The 14,408-nt window shown below is 61.4% G+C and carries 12 protein-coding genes and 1 pseudogene; 2 read left to right on the top strand and 11 right to left on the bottom strand.

Annotated features, from left to right (window positions below):
* Positions 1-11: 11 nt before the first annotated feature.
* Both ACI2KB_RS02530 and ACI2KB_RS02525 read left to right on the top strand, forming a co-directional pair.
* Entirely contained in the window at positions 12-833 is an 822-nt protein-coding gene (locus ACI2KB_RS02530) for a methyl-accepting chemotaxis protein (RefSeq protein WP_404631721.1), read from the top strand.
* A 141-nt stretch (positions 834-974) separates the two neighbouring features.
* Positions 975-2,039 carry an AI-2E family transporter gene (locus ACI2KB_RS02525; protein WP_404631054.1) on the top strand — a complete coding sequence of 355 codons (1,065 nt, stop codon included), beginning with the start codon at positions 975-977 and terminating at the stop codon, positions 2,037-2,039.
* A gap of 167 nt (positions 2,040-2,206) precedes the next feature.
* Here ACI2KB_RS02525 and nuoN read toward each other — a convergent pair whose 3' ends face one another.
* The 11 genes and pseudogenes from nuoN to ACI2KB_RS02470 all read right to left on the bottom strand — a co-directional run.
* On the bottom strand, positions 2,207-3,664 hold the full coding sequence (gene nuoN / locus ACI2KB_RS02520; protein WP_404631052.1) for an NADH-quinone oxidoreductase subunit NuoN: 1,458 nt from the start codon (positions 3,662-3,664) through the stop codon (positions 2,207-2,209).
* 7 nt (positions 3,665-3,671) lie between these two features.
* A complete protein-coding gene (gene nuoM, locus ACI2KB_RS02515; protein ID WP_108239293.1) occupies positions 3,672-5,204 on the bottom strand; it encodes an NADH-quinone oxidoreductase subunit M in 1,533 nt (510 codons plus the stop codon).
* Between the two features lie 52 nt (positions 5,205-5,256).
* Positions 5,257-7,104 carry an NADH-quinone oxidoreductase subunit L gene (nuoL, locus tag ACI2KB_RS02510; RefSeq protein WP_404631050.1) on the bottom strand — a complete coding sequence of 616 codons (1,848 nt, stop codon included), beginning with the start codon at positions 7,102-7,104 and terminating at the stop codon, positions 5,257-5,259.
* On the bottom strand, positions 7,101-7,412 hold the full coding sequence (gene nuoK / locus ACI2KB_RS02505) for an NADH-quinone oxidoreductase subunit NuoK (protein WP_404631048.1): 312 nt from the start codon (positions 7,410-7,412) through the stop codon (positions 7,101-7,103). The genes nuoL and nuoK overlap by 4 nt, the downstream gene beginning before the upstream one ends.
* 4 nt (positions 7,413-7,416) lie before the next feature.
* Complete coding sequence (nuoJ, locus tag ACI2KB_RS02500) at positions 7,417-7,917, bottom strand: NADH-quinone oxidoreductase subunit J (protein ID WP_279890552.1); 501 nt, start codon at positions 7,915-7,917, stop codon at positions 7,417-7,419.
* 10 nt (positions 7,918-7,927) lie between these two features.
* Positions 7,928-8,476: an NADH-quinone oxidoreductase subunit NuoI gene (gene nuoI, locus ACI2KB_RS02495; protein ID WP_108239289.1), complete on the bottom strand. Its 549-nt coding sequence runs from the start codon at positions 8,474-8,476 to the stop codon at positions 7,928-7,930.
* A gap of 11 nt (positions 8,477-8,487) precedes the next feature.
* Positions 8,488-9,477, bottom strand: coding sequence for an NADH-quinone oxidoreductase subunit NuoH (nuoH, locus tag ACI2KB_RS02490; RefSeq protein ID WP_404631045.1), 990 nt, complete (start codon positions 9,475-9,477; stop codon positions 8,488-8,490).
* Entirely contained in the window at positions 9,474-12,191 is a 2,718-nt protein-coding gene (gene nuoG, locus ACI2KB_RS02485; protein ID WP_404631043.1) for an NADH-quinone oxidoreductase subunit NuoG, read from the bottom strand. The genes nuoH and nuoG overlap by 4 nt, the downstream gene beginning before the upstream one ends.
* 152 nt (positions 12,192-12,343) lie before the next feature.
* A complete protein-coding gene (gene nuoF, locus ACI2KB_RS02480) occupies positions 12,344-13,714 on the bottom strand; it encodes an NADH-quinone oxidoreductase subunit NuoF (protein ID WP_404631041.1) in 1,371 nt (456 codons plus the stop codon).
* A complete protein-coding gene (nuoE, locus tag ACI2KB_RS02475) occupies positions 13,711-14,208 on the bottom strand; it encodes an NADH-quinone oxidoreductase subunit NuoE (protein ID WP_404631039.1) in 498 nt (165 codons plus the stop codon). The genes nuoF and nuoE overlap by 4 nt, the downstream gene beginning before the upstream one ends.
* Before the next feature lie 2 nt (positions 14,209-14,210).
* Positions 14,211-14,408 (bottom strand): annotated as a pseudogene (locus tag ACI2KB_RS02470) (NADH-quinone oxidoreductase subunit C/D); the annotation flags it as partial.

The following is a 14,408-nucleotide window of genomic DNA, read 5'->3' as shown; positions in this document are numbered from 1 at the left end:
AGATTGCGGACATGACCTCGCAACTGACGCGGCTGGTGGGCGAGGTGACGGACCAGGCACAACGCTCCGAGCAGGCCATGGAGCGTCAGCGTCACGAAACCGATCAAGTGGCGACGGCGATCAATCAGATGTCCGCCGCCGCTCAGGAAGTGGCCAAGAGCGCGCAGGGCGCTTCGATCGCCGCTCAGCAAACCGACGAAGAAGGTCAGGCTGCAAAACGGGTGGTCGATGGCAGCATTCAGCAGATTCATGCATTGGTGAACGACATCCGCCACAGCGGTTCCTCGCTGGACAGTTTGCAGAATGACGTGACGTCCATCGTTGGCGTGCTGGGGGTGATTCGTTCGATTGCCGAGCAGACCAACCTGCTCGCCCTCAACGCCGCCATTGAGGCCGCGCGGGCAGGGGAGGCCGGTCGCGGTTTTGCCGTGGTGGCCGATGAAGTTCGGGCGCTGGCCAGCCGCACCCAGCAAAGTACCCAGGAAATTCAGGGCATGATCGATCGCCTGCAACAGGGCACGCAGGGGGCGGTGGCTGCAATGCGTCGCTCCAGTGAGGCGGGTGATGGCACCTCGGCGCGGGCTAACGAGGCGGGCGCGTCGCTGGACACCATCGGCCATTTGATCGGCACCATCAACTCGATGAACGCGCAGATCGCCAGCGCCGCAGAAGAACAGACGGCTGTCGCTGAAGAGATCAACCGCAGCGTGCATCAGATCGCCGTCGCCGTGGAAAGCGTGGCCGACGAAACCCGACACAGCGCCACGACGTCCCGCAGCCTGACCGACCTCAACCATCGCCTCGGCCAACTGGTCGGGCAATTCCGCATCTGATGTGATAACGGCGGGCCGCAACGGCCCGTCATTCGTTTATCCCTCCCCTGTCTCACCCGCTTTACAGGCGGCACTCCTGCCACGATTGGCGGACTAACGTTCAGGCCGCGGCTTGGCGGCGCTCGATGACATGGAAGAGACATGAACGAAACCGCGCTGCAAAACAAAACCCTGATGCTGCTTCTGGTGTTGGTCACCGTTGCGTTCATCTGGATTCTCCTGCCGTTCTACGGCGCCGTGTTCTGGGCGGTGATCCTGGGCATCATCTTCGCCCCCCTGCAACGACGGTTTCTGGCGCGCTTTGGCTGGAAACGCAATGCAGTCTCGCTGTGCACGTTGCTGGTCTGCCTGCTGATCGCCATTTTGCCGGTGATCATCATTAGCATGCTGATGGTTCAAGAGGGCGCCGCGTTGTACCGCAATGTTGAAAGCGGCCAACTGGACATCCCCAAATACCTGGCCGAATTCAAGGCGGTCCTGCCTGTCTCGATGCAGCATTGGCTCGACCGTCTGGGTCTGGGCGACTTCAACGGGCTGCAAGACAAGATCTCCAAAGCAGCGATGCAAGGCAGCCAATACCTGGCGACTCAAGCGTTCAGTTTCGGGCAGGGTACGTTCGATTTTGTGGTGAGCTTTTTCATCATGTTGTACCTGTTGTTTTTCTTCCTGCGCGACGGCCCGGAGCTGGTGCGGCGGATTCGCGCGGCGATTCCGCTGGCCGAGCCACAGAAGCGTCGCTTGCAATTGAAATTCACCCGTGTGGTGCGGGCGACGGTGAAGGGCAATGTGGTGGTAGCGGTCACGCAGGGGGCGTTGGGCGGTTTGATCTTCTGGGTGCTCGACATTCCCAGTGCGCTGCTGTGGGCAGTGGCGATGGCGTTTCTTTCATTGCTGCCAGCGGTGGGGGCGGGGATCGTCTGGGCGCCGGTGGCGGTGTACTTCCTGGTCAGCGGGATGGTCTGGCAGGGCGTGGTGCTGGGGCTGTTCGGGGTGTTTGTGATCGGGTTGGTGGATAACGTCTTGCGGCCGATTCTGGTGGGCAAGGACACGCGCATGCCGGATTACCTGATTTTGATTTCGACGCTGGGCGGGATGGCGGTATTCGGGCTGAACGGGTTCGTGATCGGGCCGATGATTGCGGCGTTGTTCATGTCGACGTGGGGGTTGTTTACCAGCGCCAAGAAGGCAGTGCGGTTGCCGGGGTGAGCAAGCCTGCTCATCCTCTTGGGACGCGTCCGGCGGAGCTTGTGCAACCCTGTGGGAGCCGGCCGGGCGGCGCTCCGTTTGCTGGCGAATGAGGTGCATAAACACCCAAAACCAACCCATAAAAAAGCCCCGCTAAAAAGCGGGGCTCTTTACATCTCAGCCAACCATCACAGCCCGGCGTGCTGCACCAGAGTAAGCAACGGCTGTGGATACACACCGAGGAAGAACGCCAACAGCGTAATCCCCAACAGCATCACACCACCTGCACGCTGCGCCCAGTTGAACGGGGCATCGTGGCGCTGGATCTTCGAGTCTTGCAGATACAGCGTCACCATCACGCGCAGATAGTAGAACACGCCAATGGCGCTACCCACGACCAGCGAACCGGTCAACCACCACAAGTGTGCTTCCACGCCGGTCGCGATGATGTAGAACTTGCCGATGAAGCCGGTGGTCAGCGGGATACCCGCCAGCGAGAGCATCATCACGGTCAGTACGGCGGTCAGGTACGGACGACGCCAGAACAGACCCCGGTACTCGAACATCGCATCCGCATCGCGACCGCTATATGGCGACGACATCAGGGTGATCACGCCGAACGCACCCAGGCTGGTCAGCACGTAGGTCACCAGATAGACGCTGATGGCCTCGACCGCCATGCCTTTGCTGGCAACCATCGCGATCATCATGTAACCGAAGTGGGCGATGGACGAGTAACCCAGCAGACGCTTGAGATTGTTCTGGGTCAGGGCCAGCAGGTTACCGATCAGGATCGACGCCACGGCGATGACCGACATGACATCGGTCAGCACGCCACTGGTAGCCGCCGGGGAGATCTGGAACAGGCGAACCAGCACACCGAACACCGCGACCTTGCTGGCGGTGGCGAGGAACGCCGCCACCGGGGCAGGGGCGCCTTCATACACGTCAGGGGTCCACAGGTGGAACGGTACCAGCGACAGCTTGAAGCCCAGGCCGATCAGCATCATGCCCAGACCCAGGCTGGCCATCTGGCTTGGCATGCCGGTCGCGGCGATGGCCTTGCCGATTTCGCCGAAGCCCAGGCTACCGGCATCGGCATACAACAGGGCCATACCGAACAGCAGGAACGCGGAACCTGCGGCGGACAGCACCATGTACTTGATACCGGCTTCCAGCGAACGCTTGTTGAAGAACGCGTAGGCGACCAGACCGTAGACCGGTACCGACAGCAGTTCCAGACCAATGAACAAGCCCGCCAGGTGTTGCGCGGCGACCAGCACCATGCCGCCGGCAGCGGCCATCAGGATCAGCAGGTAAAGCTCTTCACGGTTGCCCGGATAACCTGCCTTGCCTTCACCCATGTAGGCGTGTGCCAGCGTGACGCAGGCCAGGGTCGAGACCAGGATGATGCCGATGTAGAGCAGGGCGAAGCTGTCGATCTGCAGCAGGGGCGTGACCACCAGCGGCGCGACCTTCAAGGCCGGGTAAATCGACAACAGGGCCAGGTTGAGTCCCGCCACAGTGAGCAGGAACGATTGCGAGTGACTGCGACGCCATGCGATGCCCAGCATCACCACTACAACGGTGAGGCTGGTGATCAGCAGCGGCGCCAGCGCGATAAAGTGTTGAATCGTCAGGTCCATAGCGCTCTTACCGGGCCGAAGCGAGTTGAGTGAAGGCAGTGCCAAGCCATTGCTGCACGCCATGCATGGTCGCCGAGGAGGTGTCGAGGACCGGCTGCGGGTAGACACCCAGCAGGACCAGCAGCACCGCCAGGCCCAGCACCATGATCAGTTCACGACCTTCCATGCCACGGTAGATTTCTTCGGTTTTTGCAGGGCCGAAATAGGCACGGTGGATCATGATCAGCGAGTAGACCGAACCGAACACCAGACCGGAAGTGGCGATGGCGGTGATCCACGGAGCGCTGACGAAAGTACCGATCAGGATCAGGAACTCGCCGACGAAGTTACCGGTACCAGGCAAGCCCAACGAAGCGGCTGCAAAGAACAGGCTGATGGCCGGCAGGTAAGCGATCTTGTTCCACAGGCCGCCCATCTCGCGCATGTCACGGGTGTGCAGGCGCTCGTACAGTTGACCACTGAGGATAAACAGTGCAGCGGCGGACAGACCGTGAGCCAGCATCTGAACCACGACACCTTGCAAGGCTTGCTGGCTGCCGGAGTAGATACCGATCAGCACGAAGCCCATGTGCGAGACGCTGGAAAACGCGATCAGGCGCTTGATGTCGGTTTGAGCGAAAGCCAGGAAGGCACCGTAGAAGATGCCGATCAGGCCGAGGATCATCGCGATCGGTGCGAACTCTGCCGAGGCGTTCGGGAAGAGCGGCAGGGCAAAACGCAGCAGGCCATACGCAGCGGTTTTCAGCAGGATACCCGCCAGGTCCACGGAACCTGCAGTCGGTGCCTGAGCGTGAGCATCAGGCAACCAGGAGTGCAGCGGCACGATGGGCAGTTTCACCGCGAAGGCGATGAAGAAGCCCAGCATCAGGATGTACTCGGTGCCAGGGGCCAGTTTGGTCTTCAGCAGGTCGGCGTACGCGAAGGTGATCACGCCGGTCTGATTGAAGTGCACCAGCACCAGACCCAGGATCGCCACCAGCATGATCAGGCCGCTGGCCTGAGTGAAGATGAAGAACTTGGTCGCGGCATAGATACGGGTTTTCTTGCCATCCGCCGAGCTGTGACCCCAGAGCGCGATGAGGAAGTACATCGGCACCAGCATCATTTCCCAGAAGAAGAAGAACATGAACAGGTCGATGGCCAGGAACACGCCAACGACACCGCCCAGGATCCACATCAGGTTCAGGTGGAAGAAACCGACGTTACGCTGGATCTCTTTCCAGGAGCAGAGTACCGAGAGGATACCCAGCAGGCCGGTCAGCAGAATCATCAGCAGCGACAGGCCATCGAGGGCCAGGTGCACGCTGATACCGAAGCGCTGGATCCACTGGGCCTTGAATTCAAGGGCCCAGCTCGGGTCGGCGCCCGGGGTTGGTGCGTAGGTGTACGTACCGGTCAGCCACAGCCACAGGCCCAGGGCCGTCAGCAGAGACATAGTCAGCAGCGCAATCCAGCGCGGCAGGGTAGGGCCGAAGCGCTCACCTTGCCAGCACAGCAGGCCGCCGATGAAGGGGATCAGGATTAGCCAAGGCAGAATCATGACGGGCTCAATTCCTTTCGCAAAGTCGCAAGGTTCATGTCAGATCGACTCATCAGACCAGCACAATCGCGCCAAGCACCAGTACGGCACCTGCGGCGATGGAAGCGGCGTACCAGCGCAGCTGACCGGTTTCGGTACGGCTCATCAGGCTGTTACCGGCCTTGGCCAGACGCGGGATCACACCGATGGTGTGGTCGAGCGGATCGCTACGCAGAATGCGGCTGATGGCCAGATAAGGCTTGACGAACAGCACGTCGTAAACCCAGTCGAAACCCCATGCCGCGAACCACCAGGCGGACAGGAAACGACCCGGACCGCTGTTGGCGATGGCCGTCACCAGACGACGCTTGCCAAGGAACAGCAGGGCGGACAGCAGGATACCGGCCAGGGCGATGGCGCCCGAGGCAATTTCCAGGCTGTGCTTGGCTTCGCCGCCTGCATGACCCGCGCTTTCCGGCAGCACGCCGGCCAGTGGCGGATGAATCCAGGCACCGATGAAGGTCGACAGCACGATCAGCACGCCCAACGGCAACCAGTGGGAAATCCCGTGGCCAGCGTGAGCTTCGGTCTTCGCTTCGCCGTGGAAGGCGATGAAGATCAGGCGGAAGGTGTACAGCGAGGTCATGAACGCACCGACCAGACCTGCATAAAGCAGATATTGATGGCCGCTTGCGAAGGCTTCCCAAAGAATTTCGTCTTTGGAGTAGAAACCTGCAGTCAGGATCGGCAAGGCCGCCAACGCTGCGCCGCCGACGATGAAGCTGGTGTAGGCCAGAGGCAGCTTTTTCCACAGGCCGCCCATCTTGAAGATGTTCTGCTCGTGATGGCAGGCCACGATCACCGCACCGGAGGCCAGGAACAGCAGGGCCTTGAAGAATGCGTGGGTCATCAGGTGGAAAATCGCCCCTTCCCAGGCACCTACACCCAGCGCCAGGAACATGTAGCCGATCTGGCTCATGGTCGAGTAGGCGAGGATGCGTTTGATGTCGGTCTGGACCAGCGCTGCGAAACCGGCCAGCACCAGCGTGATACCGCCAACGATGCCGACCAGGTGCAGAATGTCCGGCGCCAGGGCGAACAGGCCGTGAGTACGGGCGATCAGGTAGACGCCCGCGGTCACCATGGTCGCGGCGTGGATCAGTGCCGAGACCGGGGTAGGACCGGCCATCGCGTCTGCCAGCCAGGTTTGCAGCGGCAGTTGCGCGGATTTACCGACCGCACCGCCCAGCAGCATCAGGGTCGCCAGCACGATCCAGAAATCGCCGACCTTGAAGTGTTGAGGTGCACGAACCAGCAGTTCCTGAATGTTCAGCGTGCCCAGCTGCTGGAACAGGATGAACAGGCCGATGGCCATGAACACGTCGCCGATGCGGGTCACGATGAAGGCTTTCAATGCGGCGTTGCCGTTGGCGCGGTTGCTGTAATAGAAACCGATCAACAGGTACGAGCACAGGCCCACGCCTTCCCAACCGAAGTAGATGAACAGCAGGTTGTCGCCCAGGATCAGGAACAACATGCTGGCAATGAACAGGTTGGTGTAGGAGAAGAAACGTGAGTAACCGTCTTCACCGCGCATGTACCACGAGGCGAACAGGTGAATCAGGAAGCCGACGCCGACCACCACACCGAGCATGGTGATGGACAGGCCATCGACATACAGGGCGAAGTTCGGATCGAAGCCGTCCACCGACATCCAGCGCCACAGCACCAGGGTCAGGTGGCCACCTTCCGGCGGCGCCACGTTGAATTGCCAGATCACGTAGGCAGCGACGATGGCCGACAGGCCAATGGAGCCGACGCCGACGAGGGCGGACAGGTTTTCCGACCACTTGCCGCGCGAGAACGACAGCAGCAGGAAGCCGATCAGAGGGAATACGAAAGTCAGAAAGAGTAGGTTCATCCGCGCATCTCGCTGGCAGCGTCGATATCGAGAGTGTGGAAGCGGCGATACAGTTGCAGCAGGATCGCCAGGCCAATACTGGCTTCGGCGGCGGCAAGACTGATCACCAGAATGAACATCACTTGCCCGTCAGGCTGCGCCCAGCGGCTGCCCGCGACCACGAAGGCCAGGGCGGCAGAGTTCATCATCACTTCCAGGCTCATCAACACGAACAGAATGTTGCGGCGTACCAACAGGCCCGCCAGGCCGAGGCAGAACAGGACACCGGCAACCGCCAGACCATGTTCAAGAGGGATAGCTGAGTGCATGGGTTTACTCCTTCGCCTCGTTGCGGCCGACGTGGAACGCGGTCACGGCTGCGGCGAGCAGCAGCATCGACGCGAGTTCGACAACCAGCAGGTAAGGGCCGAACAGGCTGACGCCAACGGCCTTGGCATCCACCGTGGTGTGGCCGATACCGGCACCGGTGGAGTGGGCGAACAGCATGTAGATCAGCTCGGCCAGCAACAGGCCGCACAACAGGATCGGACCCAGCCAGATGCCGGGTTTGAGCCAGGCACGTTCCTGCTGAACCGAGGCCGGGCCCAGGTTCAGCATCATCACCACGAACACGAACAGCACCATGATGGCGCCCGCGTAAGCGATCACTTCCAGGGCACCGGCGAACGGCGCGCCGAGGCTGAAGAAGGTCATGGCCACAGCGATCAGCGAGATGATCAGGTAGAGCAGGGCGTGCACCGGGTTCGTGTGCGTCACCACCCGCAGGGTGGAGACCACGGCGATACCGGATGCGAAATAGAAAGCGAATTCCATCTTTCTTCCTTTAAGGCAGCAAGCTCTTGACGTTGATTGGCTCGGCTTCGTTCTGTGCAGCGCCTTTCGGCTTGCCAGCGATGGCCATACCCGCAACGCGGTAGAAGTTGTAATCAGGGTTCTTGCCGGGGCCGGAGATCAGCAGATCTTCTTTCTCGTACACCAGATCCTGACGTTTGAACTCGGCCATTTCGAAATCCGGCGTGAGCTGGATCGCGGTGGTCGGGCAGGCTTCTTCACAGAGACCGCAGAAGATGCAACGCGAGAAGTTGATGCGGAAGAAGTCCGGGTACCAGCGACCGTCTTCGGTCTCGGCTTTCTGCAGCGAGATGCAACCGACCGGGCACGCCACGGCGCACAGGTTGCAGGCCACGCAGCGCTCTTCGCCGTCGGGGTCGCGGGTCAGGACGATGCGACCACGGTAGCGTGGCGGCAGGTAAACCGGTTCTTCCGGATATTGCAGGGTGTCACGCTTGCGGAAACCATGGCCGAAGATCATGACCAGGCTGCGCAGCTGGGTACCGGTACCCTTAACGATGTCACCAATATATTTGAACATGGGTCAGATCCTCACTGAGCCGCCAGGACGACCGCAGCGGTCACCAGCAAATTGATCAGGGTCAGTGGCAGGCAGAACTTCCAGCTGAAATCCATCACCTGGTCATAACGCGGACGCGGGATGGAGGCGCGCAGCAGGATGAACAGCATGATGAAGAACGCGGTTTTCAGAACGAACCACATGAACGACAGTTGCGGCAGGATGTTGAACGGACCGTGCCAGCCACCGAAGAACAGGGTCACCAGCAACGCCGAAATCAGGATGATGCCGATGTACTCACCGACGAAGAACATGCCCCATTTCATGCCGGCGTATTCAATGTGGTAACCGTCGGCCAGTTCCTGTTCCGCTTCCGGCTGGTCGAACGGGTGACGGTGAGTCACGGCCACGCCAGCGATGAAGAAGGTACAGAAGCCGAAGAACTGCGGAATGATGAACCACAGGTGGTCGGCCTGGTACTGCACGATGTCGCCCATGTTGAACGAGCCAACCTGCACGATGATGCCCATCAGGGACAGGCCCAGGAACACTTCGTACGACACGGTCTGGGCCGACGCACGCAAGCTGCCCAGCAGGGCGTACTTGTTGTTCGACGACCAGCCTGCGAACAGCACCGCATAGACCGACAGACCGGCCATGGCGAAGAAGAACAGCAGGCCGATGTTCAGGTCAGCGACCACCCAGGTCTGGGTGACCGGGATGATCGAGAACGAGATCAGCAATGCACTCATGGCCACGACCGGCGCCAGGGTGAAGATCATGCGATCGACGAAGGGCGGGTTCCAGTCTTCCTTGAAAAACATCTTCAGCATGTCCGCGGCGATCTGGAACATGCCGAACGGGCCGACGCGGTTGGGACCGTACCGGTCCTGCCACCAGCCCAGCAGGCGACGCTCGACGAAGCTGAGCAGCGCGCCGCAGACCACCACGGCGAGCAGCACCACGATGGCCTTGAGCACGGCAATGATCGAGTCGATCACTTCAGGGGTAAACCACGTCATTGCGCTGCCTCCTGCAGACCGTCAACGGTTTTCCCGGCCAGTGCCGGAGGAATGCCCGCCAGACCCGATGGCAGTGCCACCAGACCCGCGCCCAACTCTTCGTTGATGCGCAGTGGCAGACGCAGGGTCTGACCGGCAACGTTCAGGCTGAGCAGGGCACCGTCGTTGACGCCCAGACGATCCGCTTCGGACTTGGCCAGCGAAACGTAGGCTTCAGGGATGCGCTCTTGCACCGGTGCGGCTTTGGAGGAGTTCTCCTCGCTGCCGAACAGGTGGAAGAACGGCACCACTTGCCAGGTCCCTTGGGCCGGGGAGAAGGCGCGCGGCACGCTGGCGAACCAGCCCAGTTTGTCGCCGCTGCTTTCGATCAGGCGCACGCCTGGATCGCCAGCGCGCAGGTGACCACCGACTTCGTCCTGGAACTTGTTCCACGCTTGTGGGGAGTTCCAGCCCGGCGACCAGGCGAACGGCACTTGAGAGCGCGGTTCGGCGGAGCCCGAGTAACCTTCCATCGAGAAGGCGAATGCCGAGTCTTTGTCTTGCGGGGTGCGCGGTTCGTGGACGCTGATGTTGGCGCGCATGGCGGTCCGGCCGCTGTAACGCAGTGGTTCGCGGGCCAGTTTCAGGCCTTTGATGCGGAACGCAGCAGAAGGCGCAGCGCCGACGATACCGGCCAGTTGTGCATTGCTCGCGGCACAGGCTTCGGTGACGTGGTCCAGTTGCGTCCAGTCTACCGGCTTGTTCAGCAGGGTGGCGCGCAGGGCGTGCAACCAGCGCCAGCCTTCATGGATCTGAATGCTCGCGTCCAGGTAGGTCGGGTCGTAGACCTGGAAGAAGCGCTGGGCCCGGCCTTCCTGGCTGACCAGCGTACCGTCGCCTTCCGCGAAGCTGGCAGCAGGCAGCACCAGATCGGCGCGATCAGTGGTCGCGGTCTTCTGATGGTCAGCGACGATCACCACTTTCGCGGCGTTCAGTGCAGCTTCCACCTTGGCGGCGTCGGTGCGGGTGAACAGGTCGTTTTCCAGCACGACGATGGCGTCTGCTTTGCCCGAGATCACTTGATCCAGCGCCGCATCCACCGAGTCACCACCGAACAGGGTCAGGCCCATGCTGTTGGCTTCAGGGATGATCAGGCTCAGGGAGCCGTTCTTGTCGCGCAGCTTCAGGGCTTTGGCGATGTTGGCAGCGGCTTCGATCAGCGCCTTGGAGCCCAGCGAGGCACCGGAGACGATCAACGGACGCTTGGCTTCCAGCAGGGCGGCGGCGATGCGCTGAGCCAGTTCCAGCGCTTCGCTGTCCAGACCGGTCACGGCCGGGGCGCTCGGGTCGATGGCATGAGCCACGGCGAAACCGATGCGGGCCAGATCATCCGGCGCGGCGTGTACGCATTCTTCGGCGATGTCGTCCAGACGGGTTTCCGCCAGGCTGGCGATGAACAGCGGGTTCAGCTCGTGCTGACCGATGTTCTTGACGGCGGCGTCGAGCCATGGCTGGACTTTCATCGCAGCGGCCATGTCTTCGGCCTTGTTCTTGACCGATTGACGCAGGCTCAGGGCCATGCGCGCGGCAGTCTGGGTGACGTCTTCGCCGAGGATGAACACAGCGTCATGCTCTTCGACTTCACGCAGGGTCGGGATCGGCAGCGGGCTGTCTTTCAGGACCTGAACCACCAGGCGCAGACGCTCCAGCTCACCGGCTTCGATACCGGAGTAGAAGTACTCGCTGCCCACCAGTTCGCGCAGGGCGAAGTTGCTTTCCAGGCTGGCACGCGGCGAACCGATACCAACGATGGTGCGGCCGCGCAGCAGGTCGGCGGCCTTGTCCAATGCTTCGTCCAGGCTCAGCTTGACGTTGCCCTGGGTCAGCAGTGGCTGACGTGGGCGATCGGCGCGGTTGACGTAGCCATAACCAAAACGGCCACGGTCACACAGAAAATACTGGTTGACCGAACCGTTGTAGCGGTTCTCGATACGGCGGATTTCGCCATAACGCTCACCGGGGCTGATGTTGCAACCGCTTGAGCAGCCGTGGCAGATGCTCGGCGAGAACTGCATGTCCCATTTACGGTTGTAGCGCTCGGAGTGGGTCTTGTCGGTGAACACACCGGTCGGGCAGACCTCGGTGAGGTTGCCGGAGAACTCGCTTTCCAGCACGCCGTCTTCAACGCGACCGAAGTACACGTTGTCGTGAGCGCCGTACACGCCCAGGTCGGTACCACCGGCGTAGTCTTTATAGAAGCGCACGCAGCGATAGCAGGCGATGCAGCGGTTCATCTCGTGAGCGATGAACGGCCCAAGGTCCTGGTTCTGGTGGGTGCGTTTGGTGAAGCGATACCGGCGCTCGTTGTGGCCGGTCATCACGGTCATGTCCTGCAGGTGGCAGTGCCCGCCTTCCTCGCAGACCGGGCAGTCGTGAGGGTGGTTGGTCATCAGCCATTCGACGACGCTGGCGCGGAACGCCTTGGATTCTTCGTCGTCGATGGAAATCCAGGTGTTGTCCTGGGCAGGGGTCATGCAGGACATGACGATACGACCACGGGTGTCGTTCTCGTCGGTGTACTGCTTGACCGCGCACTGGCGACAGGCGCCGACGCTGCCAAGGGCTGGATGCCAGCAGAAATAAGGGATGTCGAGCCCCAGCGACAGACAGGCCTGTAACAGGTTGTCTGCGCCATCGACTTCGAGCGCTTTGCCGTCTACGTGGATAGTAGCCATGGTTCAAAGGTCTTCGTTGGCCCGGTGTCAGCGGGCGTGGCTAATGGAATCTCGGTTCTGCTCCGGTTCAAACAGCCGCTGAGGTGTGACATTCAGTGGCGCAACCGAGGCAAGGGTCGACAGGCCTTTGGCTTATCGACCGGTCAGTCTGTTTATGCGCCGACGATGGTCGGTGCCTTGCCCGCCATCAATTCAAGCGCATGGCCTGCCGCACGTTGCGGTGCGACGCCTGCCTCGAATTCGGAGCGGAAATATTTGATCGCGCTGCCCAGAGGTTCCACGGCGCCCGGTGCGTGGGCGCAGAAGGTCTTGCCTGGGCCGAGGAAGTTGACCAACCCCAGCAGCGTCTCGATGTCGCCCGGTTGACCCTGGCCTTTTTCGAGGGCGCGCAACATTTTCACGCTCCACGGCAGGCCATCGCGGCAAGGGGTGCAGAAACCGCACGACTCTTGGGCGAAGAACTCTTCCATGTTGCGCAGCAGCGAGACCATGTTGACCTTGTCGTCCACCGCCATCGCCAGACCGGTACCCATCCGGGTGCCGACCTTGGCCACGCCACCGGCGTAGAACAGGCAGTCGAGGTGTTCAGGCAACAGGAAACCGGTACCGGCGCCGCCTGGCTGCCAGCATTTGAGCTTGTAGCCGTCGCGCATGCCGCCTGCGTAGTCTTCGAACAGCTCGCGAGCGGGCAGACCGAATGGCAGCTCCCAGATTCCCGGGTTCTTCACCTTGCCAGAGAAGCCCATCAGCTTGGTGCCGTGGTCTTCGCTGCCTTCGCGGGCCAGCGATTTGTACCAGTCATTGCCGTTGTTCACGATCGCCGGGACGTTGCACAGGGTTTCGACGTTGTTCACGCAGGTTGGCTTGCCCCACACGCCGACGGCGGCAGGGAAGGGCGGCTTGGAGCGCGGATTGGCGCGGCGGCCTTCCAGGGAGTTGATCAGTGCGGTTTCTTCACCGCAGATGTAACGCCCGGCGCCGGTGTGGACGAACAGCTCGAAATCGAAGCCGGTGCCCAGAATGTTCTTGCCCAGGAGGCCCGCGGCCTTGGCTTCTTCCACGGCACGGTTCAGGTGCTTGGCGGCAGTGACGTATTCGCCACGCAGGAAGATGTAGCCACGGTAGGCTTTCAGTGCGCGGGCACTGATCAGCATGCCTTCCACCAGCAGATGGGGCAGTTGCTCCATCAGCATGCGGTCTTTCCAGGTGTTCGGTTCCATCTCGTCCGCGTTGCACAGCAGGTAGCGGATGTTGAGGGATTCGTCCTTGGGCATCAGGCCCCATTTCACACCGGTGGGGAAGCCCGCACCGCCGCGACCCTTGAGGCCGGAGTCTTTGACCGACTGGACGATTTCATCAGGCGATTGCTGGGTCAGCGCCTTGCGAGCTGCTGCATAGCCGTCTTTGGCCTGGTACTCGTCGAGCCATACCGGCTCGCCGTCGTCACGCAGGCGCCAGGTCAGCGGGTGGGTTTCCGGCGTACGCTTGATCAGGTTGGCCGGACCGAAGGAAGTGATGGTCATACGTAACCCTCCAGCAGTTGGGCAACGCCCGCAGGCTGCAGATTGCCGAACGTGTCGTCGTCGATCATGACCGCTGGCGCCTTGTCGCAGTTGCCCAGGCAGCAGGCAGGCAGCAGGGTAAAGCGGCCGTCGGCGGTGGTCTGACCCAGGCCGATGCCGAGCTTGCTCTGGATTTCGCCAACGATGTCTTCGTGACCGGCGATGTAGCAGACCATGCTGTTGCAGACGCGGATGATGTGGCGGCCTACTGGCTGACGGAAGATCTGGCTGTAGAACGTGGCCACGCCTTCAACGTCGCTGGCCGGGATGCCCAGCACTTCGCCGATGGCGTAGATGGCGCCGTCCGGCACCCAGCCGCGTTCTTTCTGAACGATCTTCAGGGCTTCGATGGACGCCGCGCGCGGGTCCTCGTAGTGATGCATTTCGTGCTCGATGGCCGAGCGCTCGGTTTCGCTCAGGGCGAAACGGTCTGTCTGGATGAGCGTGCTGTTCATGCTTAACGGTCCACGTCGGCCATAACGAAGTCGATACTACCCAGGTACGCGATCAAGTCCGCGACCATGCTGCCTTTGATCACTGAAGGGATCTGTTGCAGGTGCGGGTAGCTTGGGGTGCGAATCCGGGTACGGTAGCTCATGGTGCCGCCGTCGCTCGTCAGGTAATAACTGTTGATGCCCTTGGTCGCCTCGATCAT

Origin of the sequence: Pseudomonas sp. NPDC088444 (genome assembly GCF_044900175.1) — a bacterium.
In the GTDB taxonomy this organism is placed as follows: Bacteria; Pseudomonadota; Gammaproteobacteria; order Pseudomonadales; family Pseudomonadaceae; genus Aquipseudomonas.
This window is presented reverse-complemented; position numbering and strand designations above follow the sequence as displayed.

Excerpts from the sequence above, each read along its gene's own strand:
- ACI2KB_RS02530 (WP_404631721.1), top strand. The coding sequence starts at position 12 with ATGACCTCGCAACTGACGCGGCTGGTGGGCGAGGTGACGGACCAGGCA.
- ACI2KB_RS02525 (WP_404631054.1), top strand. The coding sequence starts at position 975 with ATGAACGAAACCGCGCTGCAAAACAAAACCCTGATGCTGCTTCTGGTG.
- nuoN (WP_404631052.1), bottom strand. The coding sequence starts at position 3,664 with ATGGACCTGACGATTCAACACTTTATCGCGCTGGCGCCGCTGCTGATC.
- nuoM (WP_108239293.1), bottom strand. The coding sequence starts at position 5,204 with ATGATTCTGCCTTGGCTAATCCTGATCCCCTTCATCGGCGGCCTGCTG.
- nuoL (WP_404631050.1), bottom strand. The coding sequence starts at position 7,104 with ATGAACCTACTCTTTCTGACTTTCGTATTCCCTCTGATCGGCTTCCTG.
- nuoK (WP_404631048.1), bottom strand. The coding sequence starts at position 7,412 with ATGCACTCAGCTATCCCTCTTGAACATGGTCTGGCGGTTGCCGGTGTC.
- nuoJ (WP_279890552.1), bottom strand. The coding sequence starts at position 7,917 with ATGGAATTCGCTTTCTATTTCGCATCCGGTATCGCCGTGGTCTCCACC.
- nuoI (WP_108239289.1), bottom strand. The coding sequence starts at position 8,476 with ATGTTCAAATATATTGGTGACATCGTTAAGGGTACCGGTACCCAGCTG.
- nuoH (WP_404631045.1), bottom strand. The coding sequence starts at position 9,477 with ATGACGTGGTTTACCCCTGAAGTGATCGACTCGATCATTGCCGTGCTC.
- nuoG (WP_404631043.1), bottom strand. The coding sequence starts at position 12,191 with ATGGCTACTATCCACGTAGACGGCAAAGCGCTCGAAGTCGATGGCGCA.
- nuoF (WP_404631041.1), bottom strand. The coding sequence starts at position 13,714 with ATGACCATCACTTCCTTCGGTCCGGCCAACCTGATCAAGCGTACGCCG.
- nuoE (WP_404631039.1), bottom strand. The coding sequence starts at position 14,208 with ATGAACAGCACGCTCATCCAGACAGACCGTTTCGCCCTGAGCGAAACC.